The organism is Achromobacter arsenitoxydans SY8 (assembly GCF_000236785.1).
In the GTDB taxonomy this organism is placed as follows: domain Bacteria; phylum Pseudomonadota; class Gammaproteobacteria; order Burkholderiales; family Burkholderiaceae_B; genus Achromobacter; species Achromobacter arsenitoxydans.
The window spans coordinates 86,831-101,245 of record NZ_AGUF01000042.1; the positions used below are offsets into that span (position 1 = coordinate 86,831).

The 14,415-nt window shown below is 66.1% G+C and carries 13 protein-coding genes; 3 read left to right on the plus strand and 10 right to left on the minus strand.

Annotation, left to right across the window (positions count from 1 at the left end; translation table 11 throughout):
* Window positions 1-9: 9 nt before the first annotated feature.
* Together hslO and KYC_RS10735 are read left to right on the plus strand one after the other, a co-directional pair.
* On the plus strand, window positions 10-939 hold the full coding sequence (gene hslO, locus KYC_RS10730) for an Hsp33 family molecular chaperone HslO (protein ID WP_008161872.1): 930 nt from the start codon (window positions 10-12) through the stop codon (window positions 937-939).
* Between the two features lie 69 nt (window positions 940-1,008).
* Window positions 1,009-1,791 carry a TadE/TadG family type IV pilus assembly protein gene (locus tag KYC_RS10735; protein ID WP_100148287.1) on the plus strand — a complete coding sequence of 261 codons (783 nt, stop codon included), beginning with the start codon at window positions 1,009-1,011 and terminating at the stop codon, window positions 1,789-1,791.
* 90 nt (window positions 1,792-1,881) lie between these two features.
* Here the strand turns inward: KYC_RS10735 and ftsB are convergent, their stop codons facing one another.
* The 4 genes from ftsB to KYC_RS10755 all read right to left on the minus strand — a co-directional run bounded on the left by ftsB (window position 1,882) and on the right by KYC_RS10755 (window position 5,803).
* The gene (gene ftsB / locus KYC_RS10740) at window positions 1,882-2,304 is read right to left on the minus strand and encodes a cell division protein FtsB (protein WP_008161879.1); all 423 of its coding nucleotides are present in this window, start codon (window positions 2,302-2,304) and stop codon (window positions 1,882-1,884) included.
* A gap of 67 nt (window positions 2,305-2,371) precedes the next feature.
* On the minus strand, window positions 2,372-3,658 hold the full coding sequence (eno, locus tag KYC_RS10745) for a phosphopyruvate hydratase (protein WP_008161881.1): 1,287 nt from the start codon (window positions 3,656-3,658) through the stop codon (window positions 2,372-2,374).
* Between the two features lie 4 nt (window positions 3,659-3,662).
* Window positions 3,663-3,947, minus strand: coding sequence for a DUF1330 domain-containing protein (locus KYC_RS10750; RefSeq protein WP_008161884.1), 285 nt, complete (start codon window positions 3,945-3,947; stop codon window positions 3,663-3,665).
* Between the two features lie 203 nt (window positions 3,948-4,150).
* The gene (locus tag KYC_RS10755; RefSeq protein ID WP_008161888.1) at window positions 4,151-5,803 is read right to left on the minus strand and encodes a CTP synthase; all 1,653 of its coding nucleotides are present in this window, start codon (window positions 5,801-5,803) and stop codon (window positions 4,151-4,153) included.
* A 224-nt stretch (window positions 5,804-6,027) separates the two neighbouring features.
* Between KYC_RS10755 and KYC_RS10760 the strand changes: the two genes are divergently transcribed.
* Window positions 6,028-7,011, plus strand: a complete 984-nt coding sequence (locus tag KYC_RS10760) for a hypothetical protein (protein WP_008161890.1) — start codon at window positions 6,028-6,030, stop codon at window positions 7,009-7,011.
* An 81-nt stretch (window positions 7,012-7,092) separates the two neighbouring features.
* Here the strand turns inward: KYC_RS10760 and KYC_RS10765 are convergent, their stop codons facing one another.
* The 6 genes from KYC_RS10765 to gsiB form a co-directional block, all read right to left on the minus strand.
* A complete protein-coding gene (locus KYC_RS10765; protein ID WP_008161892.1) occupies window positions 7,093-8,883 on the minus strand; it encodes an aminopeptidase P family protein in 1,791 nt (596 codons plus the stop codon).
* 14 nt (window positions 8,884-8,897) lie between these two features.
* Window positions 8,898-9,731 carry a M55 family metallopeptidase gene (locus KYC_RS10770; protein ID WP_008161893.1) on the minus strand — a complete coding sequence of 278 codons (834 nt, stop codon included), beginning with the start codon at window positions 9,729-9,731 and terminating at the stop codon, window positions 8,898-8,900.
* Window positions 9,732-9,751: 20 nt separating this feature from the next.
* Entirely contained in the window at window positions 9,752-10,846 is a 1,095-nt protein-coding gene (locus KYC_RS10775) for a DmpA family aminopeptidase (protein WP_008161895.1), read from the minus strand.
* Between the two features lie 95 nt (window positions 10,847-10,941).
* Window positions 10,942-11,841, minus strand: a complete 900-nt coding sequence (gsiD, locus tag KYC_RS10780) for a glutathione ABC transporter permease GsiD (protein ID WP_008161897.1) — start codon at window positions 11,839-11,841, stop codon at window positions 10,942-10,944.
* Window positions 11,842-11,848: 7 nt separating this feature from the next.
* On the minus strand, window positions 11,849-12,769 hold the full coding sequence (gene gsiC / locus KYC_RS10785; RefSeq protein ID WP_008161900.1) for a glutathione ABC transporter permease GsiC: 921 nt from the start codon (window positions 12,767-12,769) through the stop codon (window positions 11,849-11,851).
* An 89-nt stretch (window positions 12,770-12,858) separates the two neighbouring features.
* Complete coding sequence (gene gsiB, locus KYC_RS10790; protein ID WP_043518106.1) at window positions 12,859-14,412, minus strand: glutathione ABC transporter substrate-binding protein GsiB; 1,554 nt, start codon at window positions 14,410-14,412, stop codon at window positions 12,859-12,861.
* Window positions 14,413-14,415: the final 3 nt, after the last annotated feature.

The window sequence follows — 14,415 nt, forward strand, 5'->3', positions numbered from 1 at the left end:
CATTCCTCCATGACCGATCAGCTCAAAAAATACCTTACCGAAGACCGTAGCGTCCGCGTGCAAGCGGTGCGCCTGGAGGACACCTGGAAGGCCGTCCAGGCTAATCACGACTACCCGCCGGCCATCACCAACCTGCTGGGCGAACTGGTGGCCGCCTCCACCCTGCTCGCCGCAAACATCAAGTTCGACGGCTCGCTGGTGCTCCAGATCCAGGGGGACGGCCCCATCGCCCTGCTGGTGGTGGAATGCCGCTCCGATCTCAGCCTGCGCGCCACCGTCAAAATGCGCGAAGGCCACGACGTGCCCACCGACGGCACCATGCAGAGCCTCCTGAACCCCGGCGGCAACGGGCGTTTCATCGTGGTGCTGGATCCGCAGCGCAAACTGCCCGGCCAGCAGGCCTACCAGGGCATCGTGCCGCTTGAGGGCGACACTGTCGCCCAGGCCCTGCAGCACTACATGAAGGCCTCCGAACAGCTCGATACCCGCCTGTGGCTGGCCGCCGATGCCGGGCACACCGCCGGGATGCTCATCCAGCGCCTGCCCCACCACGGCGGCGCCGACGCGCAGATCCTGAGCGAACAGGCCGCCACCGAGACCTGGGACCGTATCACCGCGCTGGCCGGCACCCTCAAGCGCGACGAGATTCTGGAAACCGACATCGACACCCTGATCCACCGCCTGTTCTGGGAAGAAACGCTGGTGGCGTTCGACCCCCTGCCCGTGAGCTGGCACTGTCCCTGCACCCGCGAGCGCGTGGCGAACATGCTGCGCTCGCTGGGCGAAGAAGAAGTGAACAGCATCCTGGCGGAACGCGGACAGGTGGACGTGGGCTGCGACTTCTGCGGCAAGCCCTACAAGTTCGACGCCGTCGACTGCGCGGCCCTGTTCTCGGCGCACCAGCCCGCCTCCGGAGACAAGCCGCCCACGGTGCATTGAAGAAGGCGTTGCCGGCAAGCCCGCCGGCACACATTCGCCACGCCGGATAGTCCTCATCGACAGGCGGTCATGAGCGCGCCACACTGCGCAGCCATGACCGCCTTTTTCTCTGCACGCCGCTTACGCGCCGCCGGCCGGCAACGGGGCGCCGCCGCCATCGAATTCGCCGTGGCGGGCGCCATCCTGCTGCTGCTGGGACTGCTGACGGCCGAGGCCGCCCGCTGGCATGGGGCTCGCCAGATCGCGCACCTGGCGCTGATGGAAGCGGCGCGCGCGGGGGCCACGGGCCATGGAGATCCGGCGCGCATGCGGGCGGCCTTCCTGCAGGCGCTGCTGCCGCTGCACGCGGATGCGCGGGGCACGGCGGGCGCGCTGGCCCGGCAGGCGCGCGCCATGGGGGAGCTGACCGCGCTGATGGGGTCGCACCCCTGGCGCATCGAAGTGCTGCAGCCGGACGACCGGTCATTCCGCCTGCACACGCGGGCCGGCCTGAAGGTCGCCGCGGCGCCAGAATTGCGCGCCATCGACAACGACTACCAGGACCTGCAGCACGCACGCCGGCCACTCGCGCCGGGCGACCAGAACATATTCCACGCCAACACGCTGAGGCTGCGCCTGACCTATCTGCACAAGCCGCTGCTGCCCCCGTTGCGCACCCTGCTGGCCCTGCTTGGCCGCGGCGAGGACACCTATGCCGGGCAGGCTCTGGCCCAGGGCCTGCTGCCGATGCGGGTCGAGCTGGAAACCGAGATGCACACGCATCCGCTGGATTGGGCGCGCAGGACGCCCCATCCGGCGGGCATGGTGTACGGCGAATGCCGCCAACTCCGCTGCGATCAGGAAACAGGCTGACCCCGCGTCAGGACGACGCGGGCAAGGGCCAATAGGAATCAGGACAGCCCATGACCAGGCAAAAGCGCCTGCGGGGCTGCCCTTCGGGCATCAATGCCGGGTATTGGCGGGATTGGCGCCGGCGGCGGGTCGCGCCGGGGCAGAAGCCGCGGGCCGGGCAGCCGGCGCGCTGGCGCGCGTCGGACTCGCGGGCTTGGCCGCGGCGTCGGCAGCCAGGGAGGCGCCGGCGGGAGGTTGCGTGTTCTGGGGCAGGATGTGCACGAACACTTCGCCGTCGCGCATCATGCCCAGTTCTCCGCGCGCCCGTTCTTCGATGGCGCCGGAACCGCCTTCAAGATCCCGCACTTCGGCTTCAAGCGCGGCGTTGCGCGCGCGCAGGCCTTCGTTGGTCTCGCGCTGCTCCGCCACCTGGCGTTGCAGATCCCAGACCTTGAACCACCCGCCCTTACCCAGCCACAGCGGGTATTGGATCAGGCCTAGCAGCACGAACAGCACCAGGAACAACAGGCGCATACGCGGGAACCCTCAGCAGTCGTGGCGTGGATGCGGCCCCGGCATCAAGCCCGGGCCGCGCTTCTCATCAACGCAGGTTGTAGAAAGCTTCCAGGCCGGGGTACGACGCCACTTCAGCCAGTTCCTCTTCGATGCGCAGGAGCTGGTTGTACTTGGACATGCGATCCGAACGCGACAGCGAACCGGTCTTGATCTGCATGGCGTTGGTTGCCACGGCGATGTCGGCGATGGTCGAGTCTTCGGTTTCGCCCGAACGGTGCGACACAACGGCGGTGTAGCCGGCGCGCTTGGCCATTTCGATGGCGGCGAACGTTTCGGTCAGGGTGCCGATCTGGTTGATCTTGATGAGGATCGAGTTGGCGACGCCCTTCTGGATGCCTTCGCGCAGGATCTTGGTGTTGGTGACGAACAGGTCGTCGCCCACCAGCTGCACCTTCTTGCCCAACTGGTCGGTCAGGAGCTTCCAGCCTTCCCAGTCGTTTTCGGCCATGCCGTCTTCGATCGAGATGATCGGGTACTTGTCGCACCACGTGGCCAGCAGGTTGGTGAATTCCTGCGAGGACAGCGAGATGCCGCCTTCGCCGGCCAGCGTGTACTTGCCGTCGCGGTAGAACTCGGAGCTGGCGCAGTCCAGGCCCAGGGCGATCTGCGAGCCGGGCTCGTAGCCGGCTTCGGTGATGGCCTTGAGGATCAGCTGGATCGCGGCTTCATGGCTGGGGACGTTGGGTGCGAAACCGCCTTCGTCGCCCACGGCGGTGGACATGCCCTGGCCGTGGATCAGCTTCTTGAGCATGTGGAAGACTTCGGCGCCCCAGCGCAGGGCTTCACGGAAGCTGCCGGCGCCCACCGGCAGGATCATCAGCTCTTGCAGGTCCAGCGTGTTGTTGGCGTGCGCGCCGCCGTTGATGACGTTCATCATCGGGACGGGCATGCTCATGGGGCCGCTGCCGCCAAAGTAGCGATACAGGGACAGGCCCGATTCGTCGGCGGCGGCGCGGGCCACGGCCATGCTGGCCGCCAGGATGGCGTTGGCGCCCAGGCGTTCCTTGGACTCGGTGCCGTCCAGTTCGATCAGCGTGCGATCGACGAAGGTCTGTTCCTGGGCGTCCAGGCCCATCAGGGCCTCGGAGATTTCCGTATTCAGGTTTTCAACGGCGCGCAGCACGCCCTTGCCCAGATAACGGCTCTTGTCGCCGTCGCGCAGCTCGATGGCTTCGCGGGCGCCGGTGGATGCGCCCGACGGCACGGCCGCGCGGCCCATGGCGCCGGATTCCAGCAGCACATCGCATTCCACGGTGGGGTTGCCGCGCGAATCCAGAATCTCGCGGCCGATGATGTCGACGATTGCACTCATGACTTTACATTCCCTGAACGATAAACATATTCATGACGGCCGCGCCTTCGCGGGCATTGCGGGCGCGGCGATACTGCCAGGAGTCGTAGAAGGCCTGGGCCGCGGCCATGGACGGAAACTCCATGACGACGGTGCGGCCTGGCTCACGCCCCTCGAGGTGCCGGGATTCGCCGCCGCGCACCAGGATCTTGGCATCGTACGCGCGCATCGCGAGCGTGGACAGACGCTTGTAATCCTCGTACTGCGCAGGCTTGGTGACTTTGACGTCGGCGATCAGATAGGCACTCATGGGGTTCCTTCAGAGCAGTTGCGTTGGTTTCGGTCTGACGCCGGATACGGCGCTGCCGCCAGTGTCGCGCAAGGCGGACGGGCGACGCATATCCGATGCTAATCGGTTGTATCCGAAAGAAGCGCCGCCGTATAGGGCGGCGCTGGAGAAACGGCCCGCGGCCCCGAAGATCCGCTTACGGAACTCGAGACCGCGGACGCCCATCAGGCCTCCTGGCCGCGGCGAGCCTTTTGCTCGATGGCGGCGCGGATGTAGCTGGAGAACAGCGGGTGGCCGTCGCGCGGGGTGGACGTGAACTCCGGGTGGAACTGGACACCCACGAACCACGGGTGGTCGGGCAATTCCATCATTTCCGGGAGGTTTTCGGTCGGGGTGCGGGCGCTGATCACCATGCCGGATTCTTCCAGACGCGGCACGTAGACGTTGTTGACTTCGTAGCGGTGACGGTGGCGTTCGTTCACTTCGTCGCCGTAGATGGCCTGGGCCCGGGTGCCGGCCTTGATCGGCACGCGTTGCGCGCCCTTGCGCATGGTGCCGCCCAGGTCGGACGAGTTGTCGCGCTTTTCGACCTTGCCTTCGCGGTCCATCCACTCGGTGATGAGCGCAACCACGGGGTGCGGCGCGGAGGGATCGAATTCCGTGCTGTTGGCGCCGCCCAGGCCGGCGACGTGGCGCGCGAATTCGATGACGGCCAGCTGCATGCCCAGGCAGATGCCCAGGTAGGGCACGCCGTTTTCGCGGGCATAGCGGATGGCGGCGATCTTGCCTTCGGTGCCGCGCTTGCCGAAGCCGCCCGGAACCAGGATGGCGTCCAGGTGCTTGAGCTGGTCGGTGCCGCGGGTTTCGATGTCTTCCGAGTCGATGTATTCGATGTTGATCTTCGAACGCGTGTGGATGCCGGCGTGGACCAGGGCTTCCGTCAGCGACTTGTACGACTCGGTCAGGTCGACATACTTGCCGACCATGCCGATGGTGAGTTCGTGCTCGGGGTGCTCCAGCGCTTCGACCAGGTTGTCCCACATGGACAGGTCGGCCGGCGGCGGGGTCAGGCCCAGGGCCTCGCAGACGATGTTGTCCACGCCTTGCTTGTGCAGCATGGCCGGGATCTTGTAGATCGAGTCGGCGTCCCAGACGGAGATGACCGCGTCCAGGGGCACGTTGGAGAACATCGAGATCTTGGCGCGCTCGTCATCGGGGATGCGGCGGTCGGCGCGGCACAACAGCACGTTCGGGTAGATGCCGATTTCGCGCAGCTTCTGCACCGAGTGCTGGGTGGGCTTGGTCTTCAGTTCGCCAGCGGAGGCGATGAAGGGCACCAGGGTCAGATGGACGAAGGCCGCGTTGTTGCGGCCCATGCGCAGGCTCATCTGGCGGGCGGCTTCAAGGAAAGGCAGGGACTCGATGTCGCCAACCGTGCCGCCGATTTCGACGATGGCGACGTCGGTGTTGCCATTCCAGCCGGCTTCGGCGCCACGGGCGATGAAGTCCTGGATTTCGTTCGTGATGTGCGGAATGACCTGGACGGTCTTGCCCAGGTAGTCGCCGCGGCGCTCTTTGCGCAGCACGGATTCGTAGATCTGGCCCGTGGTGAAGTTGTTCACCTTGTGCATGCGGGCGGAGATGAAACGCTCGTAGTGGCCCAGGTCCAGGTCGGTTTCGGCGCCGTCTTCAGTGACGAACACTTCACCGTGCTGGAAGGGGCTCATCGTGCCCGGATCGACGTTGATGTAGGGGTCGAGCTTCAGCATGGTTACCTGCAAACCACGCGACTCAAGAATAGCGGCAAGCGACGCAGCGGCGATGCCCTTGCCCAGGGAAGACACCACACCGCCGGTGACAAATACGTATTTGGTCATCGTAATGAGCACCCGGGACGAGCGGGCGCGTGCGGGAAATTTGGATTATAGCCGGGCGGCGCGACTTATTTGGGTTTTCCCCTAGCGCCGTTCACGTAACATTTGGCTGCACTCCGCACGACATGGCTGCGAGCCGCGCGGCGCCGTCGTGCTATGTTCGATCCCTATTTTTTGGCCGCTGTTTTTTTCCGACAGCCTTTCCCTAGTCCTTCGCGAACCCGCCGATGAGCGCCCTTTCCCGACCTGCCTATTCCCTTGCCTGGCGCCTAGCCGTCGCCGCCGTCCTGCTGCGCCTGGCTTACACCGCGCTGGTCCAGGCCTACTCGCTGATGAGCCCTTCGCCCTACATGGACCGGATCCGGGAAAGCTATATGCAGCCGCCTGTGCTGGTGCCGCTGCTGGCCAACGCGGCTTCCACCCTGCTGATCGTCGGCCTCGCCGCCTGGGGCGCCACGCGCCATTGGCTGGCGCGTCACAATACGTCCACCGTCGACCAGCCGGGCAGGCTGCTGGGCACGTTCCTTGCCTTGCAGGCCCTCTATACGCTGTGCCTGACGAGCGGCATCGCCATGGCGCAAAGTTCGTTCACAGTCAGCCTGATCAAAAGCGGCTCGCTGCTGGAAACCTGGTTCGGCCTGGGCGTCACCGGGCGGTTCATCGTCATGAATCTTCTGATCCGGGCGGTCGCCATCCCCCTGGAAATCATCGGCATCTGCCTGGCGCTGCGCATCGCGGCCTGGACGACGGCTCCCGCCGGGCCGTCCGGCGCCCCGGCCCTGACGCGGCGGAACCTGGTGTGGATCTGCGGCCTGACCATATTGGCCTGGCAGACGAGCGTTTCGATCACGCTGGGCGGCTATCTGCAAATGCAGACGCTGGAAGCGGGCTGGGCGCAGTACGCCATGGGGTACTGGCTGCTGCCCTTAGCCGTGCTGGCGCTGTCCATGTTTGTCTGCCTGAAGGTCCTGCCCCGCCACCTGGAAACCCCGCGCCTGGGGCGCGCCGTGGCGCTCGGCAGCCTGGCCTTCTGGTTTGCCCAGGCGCTGGGCATCGGGCTGGGCCTGATGGTGCTGAAAAGCATGACCTGGGACCAGCTTGTCTGGGCCACCCAATCCCAGGCCGCCGCCGGCCTGGCCCTGCTGGCCTACGGGGCGCTACTGGCGCTGGGCTGCTTCGTCGGCTCGCGCCTGCTCTACCGCGAAGGCTAAGGTCAGTTTCATGAAAAAGCCGCGGCAATGACCGCGGCTTTTTCATTGCGCCGGCGTCTCACGCCGGCATTGCGAGACGGTTCAGATCGCGGCGCAGCGCAGCGTCAGCCAGGCCAGGGCCTCGCCGTCGACCAGCGGCGACAGGCGTTCGAACACCGTCTTGTGATAATCGTTCAGCCAGTCGATCTCGTCCTCGCGCATCAGCGAAGGTTCGATGCAGCGCGTGTCGATGGGACACATCGTCAGGGTTTCGAAGCACAGGAACTCGCCCAGCTCGGAGGTCAGCCAACTGCGGTTGGCAACCAGGTTCTCGATGCGCACGCCCCAGCGGCCAGGACGATAGATGCCGGGTTCGTTCGACGTAATCATCCCCGGCTCCATGGCCGTGTGCGGGCCCGGCATCGCGCGGTAGGAAATGACCTGCGGGCCTTCGTGCACGTTCAGGAAGTAGCCCACGCCGTGGCCGGTGCCGTGGCCGTATTCCGCGCCGCCTTCCCAGATGGGCGCACGCGCAATGGCGTCCAGCATGGGCGACGGCGTGCCGCGCGGAAACGAGGCGCGCGACAGCGCAATCATGCCCTTGAGCACCAGCGTGAAATCGACCTTCTGGTCGGCGCTGGGCGTACCCACGGCGACCACGCGGGTGATGTCGGTGGTGCCGCCCAGGTACTGGCCGCCCGAGTCGATCAGCAGCAGGCCGTCGCCTTCGATGACGGCGTGCGATTCCGGGGTGGCGCGGTAATGCGGCATGGCGCCGTTGGCATTGAAGCCGGCGATCGTGGCAAAGCTGGGGCAGACGTAGGCGGGCCGGCGCGCGCGGGCGGCGGTGATCTGCTCGTCGATCGTCAGCTCGGTGATGGCGTCCTTGCCCAGCGCGCCTTCGAACCAGGCGAAGAATTCGCACAGCGCCGCGCCGTCCTGCGCCATCGCCTGGCGCACATTGGCCAGTTCGGCGTCGGTCTTCCTGGACTTGAGCAGCGTGGACGGATTGATGGCTTCGACGCGCGGCACGGCGGGGTCCATCGCGTGGAACACGCCGCAGGTCACGCGGGCCGGGTCGATCAGGAGTTTCTGGTCCAGTTCCAGCGATGCCAGGGCGTCCGCGGCCTGGGCATAGCCCGCCACTTCCACCCCGTCGGCGGCCAGGACGGCGCGCAGCGCGTCGTCCACTTTGCCGTCCGCCACGAACAGCGTGGCGTGGTCCAGGCCGATCAGCGCGTGTCCAACGAACACGGGGTTGTAGTCCACGTCCGCGCCGCGCAGGTTGAACAGCCAGGCGATATCGTCCAGCGTGGAAATGAAGTGCACGTCGGCGCCGTGCGCACGCATGGCCTCGCGCACCTGCGCCAGCTTGTCGGCGCGCGACACGCAGGCGTCGGGGGCCACGTGTTCGTAGATGCGGGCGTCCGGCAGGCCGGCGCGATCCGGCCAGACCTCGTCCAGCAGGTCCTCGCGGATTTCCAGCGCGGCGCCGGAAGCGGCCGCCGCGGCGGACAGGGCGCGGAACGCGCCCAGGCCCAGCACCTGGCCGTCTACGCCGATGACGTCGCCAGCCTTGGTGTTGGCGGCCAGCCAGTCGACGTGGCCGGGCGTGGTGGCCAAGGCGATCTTCATCAGCTGCACGCCGGTGCCGGCCAATTGCGCTTCGGCCTGCACCCAGTAGCGGCTGTCGACCCATAGTCCGGCAAATCCGGGCGTAACGACCAGCGTGCCCACCGACCCCGTGAAACCCGACAGCCAGCGCCGCCCCTGCCACCGGGCCGGCAGGTATTCGGACAGGTGCGGGTCCGAGGAGGGAACGACATAGGCGGACAGGCCGCGGCGGCTCATGGCCTGCCGCAGTTGGGCAATACGGGCGTCGGTGCTAGACATGGAGGGAGGGATCCTTAGCGCAACATGAAAGACATGGCGGCCAGGCTGTTCAGCGTGCGGACGGCCGACTGCATGCTATCCGTGGTGAATCGCAAGGTGACGCCGTCCACGCGTTCCAGCGTGGGCCACATGCAGAACAGGTCGGCCAGCGCCGCGCTCTGCGTCTGCAACCGGCATTCTATAGGGGCGGGAATGCGGAAAGGAACGGCTTTGTTGTCGCCGCCACGCAGGAAGTTGCGCACGGCGGCTTCGGCCCCCGCGGCGATGGCGCGGCGCGACGCCGCCGGCGACAGCGTGACGCCGCTGCCCTGCCCGTGCGCGACCTTGGTCTGCACCCATTCGGCGCCCGGGAAGGTGTCGCGGGTTTCCTCGATGAACACGTCGTCGCCGGTGCCCAGGATGACGGGCACGCCCATCTCGCCGGCCAGCGCGCCGTACAGCCCGGCCTCGCCCAGCTCCATGCCGTTGATGACGACGCGCGCGAACGCAAAGCTGTTGATGGTGTGCGCCAGGACGCCGCGGCCCTGCGAACGCGAGTGGTAGCCGATCATGAAGACGGCATCGCAGCCCTCTTCCAGCCCGCCCATCATGCCCAGGTAGCGCGGCTTGCCCAGCACCAGGCGGGCGCGTTCGTCCAGACCGTCGGGCAGCAGGTTGCGAAAGCCGCCGTGCGAATCGTTGACCAGGATCTCTTCGGCGCCGCCGGCGATCGCGCCCTGCACGGCCGCGTTGGCCTCGGCGGTCATCCAGGCGCGGGCGCGCTCGTATTCGCCATTGCCGGCGCGGACCTGCTCTGCATGGAAGACGCCGGCGACGCCTTCGATATCGGTGGAAATCAGGATTTTCATGGGGATTGCCTACGGTGAATTCAGAATTGGGTGGAGGCCAGCCATTCGCGCCACTGGGGCGCGGCGTCGCGGATGGCCGCGCGCTGGTGGCCATCGCGGCCGGTCACGCCCTCGGCATGCCAGAGCGCGGAAATGATGGCTTGTTCGCAGGCTTCGGCGGCGGCCTCGAACAGGGGGTCGATACGCGTTTCGTGCAGCATCGGGATGGACGGCATCGGCTGCTCGGCCTGCTGCGGAATCGTGTAGGCGGTGGAGAACGCCAGCGCGATATCGCCGCTGCCGTGCCCGAACACCGAACCCGTGCGCGCCAGCCCGGCGCCCGCGCGCAGCGACAGGCGGCGCAGTTGGCGCGCGTCCAGCGGCGCGTCCGTGGCCAGCAGCAGGATGATGGAGCCCTTCTCCGGCACGATCACGGCATTCTCGCCCTGCTGGGCCAGGCCGCGGTCCAGCTGGTCGGCCAGCCGGCGCCCGAAGGGCCGGCCCGCCACCGTCAGGTTGGGCAGGCGGCCGAAATTGGCCAGCACCAGCGCGCCCACGGTGTGGCGCAGGCCGGGCTGGATGGAAGCGATCCGCGAAGCCGAGCCGATGCCGCCCTTGAAGGAAAAGCACGACATGCCCCGCCCTGCCCCGACCGCGCCTTGCGCGAACGGCTTGGCCGCGGCCGCCAGCGCGTCGGCGTAGTGCGACTCCTGCACGGGCAAGGCCTGGATGTCGTTCAGATAGCCGTCATTGCACTCGAAGACCAGCGGATTCACGGTAGCCATGCCGCGCCCGATGCCCGGGTTGGCGGCCACCGCGCTGCGGATCTGCGCATTGGCGACGGTGCCCACGCCAAAGGTGTTGGTCAGCGCGATGGGCGTTTCCAGCACGCCCAGTTCCTGCACCTGGATGAGCCCCGTGCTTTTGCCGAACCCATTGAGCACGGTCGCGGCGGCGGGAGTCTTGTTCAGGTAGGAATCACCGCCGTGCGGGCGCACGACGGTCACGCCCGTCTGCACGGGTCCGTCAGCCAGCGTGCAATGCCCGACCGTCACATCTCCCACGTCGCAAATCGAATCCAGCGGACCCGACGGCAGCACGCCGATGCGGGGAAAGTCCTGCGCTTGTTGTTCCATGGTCGTCACGTGTCGCCACGCGCCTCAATGCAAAACGCCGCCGTCTTCGTTCATCGCATGCGGAACGAGGTCGGCGGCGCAAATCCAGTTGCTCTTTACTTGCGGTCGATCTTCGGATCGAGCGCGTCGCGCAGGCCGTCACCCAGCAGGTTGAACGCCAGCACCGTCAGGAAGATCGCCAGCGCCGGGAAGATCGCAACGTGCGGGGCGATGACCATGTCCGCGCGCGCTTCGTTCAGCATCGCGCCCCACTCCGGCGTGGGAGGCGAAGCGCCCATGCCGAGGAACGACAGGCTGGCCGCGGTGATGATCGACGTGCCGATCCGCATCGTGCCGTACACCACGATCGGCGAGATCGTGCCAGGCAGGATATGGCGCATGATGATCGTCCAGTCGGACGCGCCCACGCTCTTGACCGCCTCGACGTAGGTCATCTGCTTGATCGCCAGAGTGTTGCCGCGCACCAGGCGGGCAAACGCCGGCACGCTGAACACGGCCACGGCCACGATCACGTTAACCATGCTCGAACCCAGGATGGCGACCACGCCGATGGCCAGCAGCATGCCGGGGAAAGCCAGCAGCACGTCGGAGATACGCATCGTGATGCGTTCCCACCAGCCTTCGTAGTAGCCCGCCATCAGGCCCATGAAGGTGCCGACGACCGCGCCCATGGCGACCGACAGGAAGCCCGCGGCCAGCGAGATGCGGGCGCCCATGATGATGCGGCTGAAGATATCGCGGCCCAGCGAGTCCACGCCCAGCCAGTGCGTCAGGGACGGTCCGGCGTTCAGCGCGTCATAGTCGAAGAAGTTCTCCGGGTCGAACGGCACGATCCAGGGCGCGAACACCGCGACGAGGACCAGCAGCAGGACGAAGATGCCCGCGCCGACGGCGAGCTTCTGCTTCTTGAATTTGCGCCAGAACTCGGTGGCGGGCGTGCGCACGTCGGTCTTGGGAGCGGCGGCGATGGTTGCGGCGGGTGTCGTATTGCTCATTGCCGCCTCACTTGTAACGGATGCTGGGATTGATGACGCCATAGAGCACATCGACAATCAGGTTGATCAGGATGAATTCCAGCGAGAACAGCAGCACGAGGCCCTGGATCACCGGATAGTCGCGCTGGGTCACGGCGTCCACCAGCAGGCGGCCAAGGCCGGGCCAGTTGAACACGGTCTCGACCACGATCGAGCCGCCCAGCAGGAAGCCGAACTGCAGGCCCATCATGGTCACGACGGGAATCAGCGCGTTGCGCAGCGCGTGCTTGATCACGACGCGGCGTTCGGTCAGGCCCTTGGCGCGGGCGGTGCGCACGAAGTCTTCCTGGATGACCTCCACGAAAGACGCCCGCGTGAAGCGCGCCATCACCGCAGCCACCGCGGCGCCCAGCGTGATGGACGGAAGAATGTAGTGTTGCCAGGTGGATGCGCCCACGGTGGGGAGCCAGCCCAGGTTCACGGAAAACACCTGCATGAGCATCATGCCCAGCGCGAACGCGGGGAACGAGATGCCGGACACCGCCAGCGTCATGCCGAGACGGTCGGGCCAGCGATTGCGCCACACGGCCGACACGATGCCGATGATCATGCCGAAGACCACAGACCACACCATACTGGCGATTGTGAGCCACAACGTGGGCATGAAGCGGTCGGCGATTTCGGTCGAGACGGGGCGCTTGGTGCGCAGCGAGGTCCCGAGGTCGCCTTGCAGCATGTGGCTGAAGTAGCGCACGAACTGCTGCGGCAGGGGCAGATCCAGCCCAAGTTCCTTGCGCACGAGCTCGACGGTTTGCTGGTCGGCCTCCTGGCCCGCGGCCAGTCGCGCCGGGTCGCCCGGAAGCATGTGCACGAACAGGAACACGACCACCGCTACCAGCAGCAGCGTGGGGATCATGCCCAAAAGACGTTTGACGATGTAGGTCAGCATTGAAATTCCTGCAACATCGGCGGGGACACCGCGCCCCCGCCGTATGTGGCCTTACAAGGGCCCGAAGGCCCCGAGAGTTACTGCTTGGTTTACTGCTTCAGGTCGATGTCGCCGAACCAGAACGAGGTGTCCGGCTCCACGTACACGCCCGACAGGTTCTTCGACTTCACGTACAGGTTGTTCTGGGTCACCAGGAAGGCCCACGGGGCGTCCTTCCAGATGGTTTCCTGAACGTTCTTGTAGATTTCGGTCTTCTTGGCGCGATCGGTGGTGGCCAGGGCTTCCTGGATACCCGCGTCAACCGACTTGTTCGAGTAGTACGACACGTTGTTCAGCACCGGCGGGAAAGCGGCGGTGGTCAGCAACGGGCGCAGGCCCCAGTCGGCTTCGCCGGTCGACGAGGACCAGCCGGCGTAGTACATGCGGACCTTGGCGTCCTCAGGCTTTTGCACCTGCTGGACGCGCTGCACGCGCTGGCCGGATTCCAGGACTTCCACCGACACCTTGATGCCGACCTGGGCGAGCTGCTGCTGCAGGAACTGAACCACCTTCACCGAGGTGCCGTCGTTGTAGGCGGACCACAGCTGGCTTTCGAAGCCGTTGGGGTAGCCAGCTTCGGCCAGCAGGGCCTTGGCCTTCTTGATGTCGTACGGCCATGCGCCGATCTTGTGCGCGTAGTCCACGCCTTGCGGCACGACGCCGTCGACGACGGTGGCGTAGCCCGAGAAAGCGACCTTGGCCAGGGCTTCCTTGTTGATGGCGTAGTTGATGGCTTCACGCACCTTGACGTTGTCGAACGGCTTTTGCTGCGTGTTCATCGACAGGTAGCGGGCCATGATCGAGTTCTGGTGATCGACCACGTCCAGCTTGTCGTTCTTCTTCAGCACGGCGGCCTGCTCGAACGGCACCGGGAAGGCGAAGTGCGCTTCACCCGTCTGCACCACGGCGGCGCGGGTGTTGTTGTCGGTCACGGTGCGGAAGGTCAGCGTGTCGACCTTCGGGTAGCCCTTCTTCCAGTAGCCGTCGAACTTCTTGACCTTCAGGTACTCAGCCGGCTTCCATTCGACGAATTCGAAGGGACCGGTGCCGACCGGGTGGAAGCCGATTTCCTTGCCGTACTTGGCCAGGGCGGCGGGCGAGATCATCATGGCGGCCGGGTGGGCCAGCGCGTTGATGAAGGCCGAGAACGGCTTCTTCAGCGTGATCTTGACGGTCATGGGGTCGACCACTTCGGTCTTCTCGATGACGCTGAACTGGATGTAGCGCGACAGGCGGTTGTCCGGATTGGACGGACGGTCGAAGTTGATCTTGACCGCTTCGGCGTTGAAGTCGGTGCCGTCATGGAACTTCACGCCGGGACGCAGCTTGAACGTGTACACCAGGCCGTCTTCGCTGACGGTGTAGTCGGTGGCCAGGACCTTCTGGACCTTCAGGTCCTTGTCGAATTCGAACAGGCCTTCGTAGTAGGCCTTGCCGGCCGCCTGGTTCAGGGTGCTGTTGGTGTTGTAGGGATCGAGCGTTTCCAGCGCGATCGAGACGGCGAACGTCACGTCCTTGGCGGCGTGGGCCAACGGCGCGGTGAGCACGCCGAAGGCCACCGCGGCGGCGGCCATCAGCTTGGTGGGGCGCAGAACTTTCATCATTGC

What these genes read in the sequence shown, in the direction of transcription:
- KYC_RS10775 (WP_008161895.1), bottom strand. Translation starts at nt 10,846, where the DNA reads ATGGAACAACAAGCGCAGGACTTTCCCCGCATCGGCGTGCTGCCGTCG.
- gsiC (WP_008161900.1), bottom strand. Translation starts at nt 12,769, where the DNA reads ATGCTGACCTACATCGTCAAACGTCTTTTGGGCATGATCCCCACGCTG.
- KYC_RS10755 (WP_008161888.1), bottom strand. Translation starts at nt 5,803, where the DNA reads ATGACCAAATACGTATTTGTCACCGGCGGTGTGGTGTCTTCCCTGGGC.
- KYC_RS10750 (WP_008161884.1), bottom strand. Translation starts at nt 3,947, where the DNA reads ATGAGTGCCTATCTGATCGCCGACGTCAAAGTCACCAAGCCTGCGCAG.
- eno (WP_008161881.1), bottom strand. Translation starts at nt 3,658, where the DNA reads ATGAGTGCAATCGTCGACATCATCGGCCGCGAGATTCTGGATTCGCGC.
- gsiD (WP_008161897.1), bottom strand. Translation starts at nt 11,841, where the DNA reads ATGAGCAATACGACACCCGCCGCAACCATCGCCGCCGCTCCCAAGACC.
- KYC_RS10760 (WP_008161890.1), top strand. Translation starts at nt 6,028, where the DNA reads ATGAGCGCCCTTTCCCGACCTGCCTATTCCCTTGCCTGGCGCCTAGCC.
- gsiB (WP_043518106.1), bottom strand. Translation starts at nt 14,412, where the DNA reads ATGATGAAAGTTCTGCGCCCCACCAAGCTGATGGCCGCCGCCGCGGTG.
- hslO (WP_008161872.1), top strand. Translation starts at nt 10, where the DNA reads ATGACCGATCAGCTCAAAAAATACCTTACCGAAGACCGTAGCGTCCGC.
- KYC_RS10770 (WP_008161893.1), bottom strand. Translation starts at nt 9,731, where the DNA reads ATGAAAATCCTGATTTCCACCGATATCGAAGGCGTCGCCGGCGTCTTC.
- ftsB (WP_008161879.1), bottom strand. Translation starts at nt 2,304, where the DNA reads ATGCGCCTGTTGTTCCTGGTGCTGTTCGTGCTGCTAGGCCTGATCCAA.
- KYC_RS10765 (WP_008161892.1), bottom strand. Translation starts at nt 8,883, where the DNA reads ATGTCTAGCACCGACGCCCGTATTGCCCAACTGCGGCAGGCCATGAGC.
- KYC_RS10735 (WP_100148287.1), top strand. Translation starts at nt 1,009, where the DNA reads ATGAGCGCGCCACACTGCGCAGCCATGACCGCCTTTTTCTCTGCACGC.